This is a genomic window from Alcanivorax sp. HI0044 (assembly GCF_001634945.1).
Window position 1 is genome coordinate 1 of the sequence record NZ_LWEZ01000101.1, and the last position, 693, is coordinate 693.

A 693-nucleotide genomic window follows, 5' to 3' on the forward strand; every position below is an offset into this window, starting at 1 on the left:
CAAAGCTGTCACGGTCGGTGAAATGGTAGTTCACGCCGTCTTCCTCGCCGGGGCGCATGGCGCGGGTGGTGTGCGAGATGGAAATGCGGACCCGGGCAAGCTTGTCGACCAGGGCGGCCACCAGGCTGGTCTTGCCGGCGCCGGACGGGGCGGAAATGATGTACAGCGTGCCTTTGTCGGCCATAAAAGAATGTCCTGTTCGCGATCCCGGTAAAGCGCGCATTATAGGCGTAAAGACCCGGGTGCGTCATATGCACCCTGACCTGGAGATAACGGACTCGCTATGCAGGACAGCGCGATCAGCGCCACGGTGGATTTTCATCGGGACGGCGTGCAGCACGGATTCCTCAAACTGCCTTACTCCCACGACCAGTCTGCCTGGGGCAATGTGATGATCCCGGTGACGGTGATCCGCAACGGCGAAGGGCCCACCGCACTGCTGACCGGGGGCAATCATGGTGATGAATACGAGGGCATCACCGCCTTGCTCAAGCTGGCCAACCGGCTGCAGCCGCGTGATATCAGCGGCCGTGTCATCATTGTGCCGATGATGAATCACCCGGCGGTGCTGAACGGCACGCGTACTTCACCGCTGGACGGCGGCAACCTGAACCGGGCCTTTCCGGGCAACCCCGCCGGTACCCTCACCGAAAAAATTGCCGATTACTTCACCCGTTATCTGGTGCCGCTGGC

The 693-nt window shown here is 61.5% G+C and carries 1 protein-coding gene and 1 pseudogene; one reads left to right on the forward strand and one right to left on the reverse strand.

Going from position 1 to position 693, the window contains the following annotated elements:
- Positions 1 to 184 (reverse strand): annotated as a pseudogene (locus A3730_RS01150) (guanylate kinase); the annotation flags it as partial.
- 99 nt (positions 185 to 283) lie between these two features.
- Here A3730_RS01150 and A3730_RS01155 point away from each other — a divergent pair.
- Positions 284 to 693: succinylglutamate desuccinylase/aspartoacylase family protein (locus A3730_RS01155; protein ID WP_197477212.1), on the forward strand; the 410-nt coding region annotated here is incomplete at its 3' end.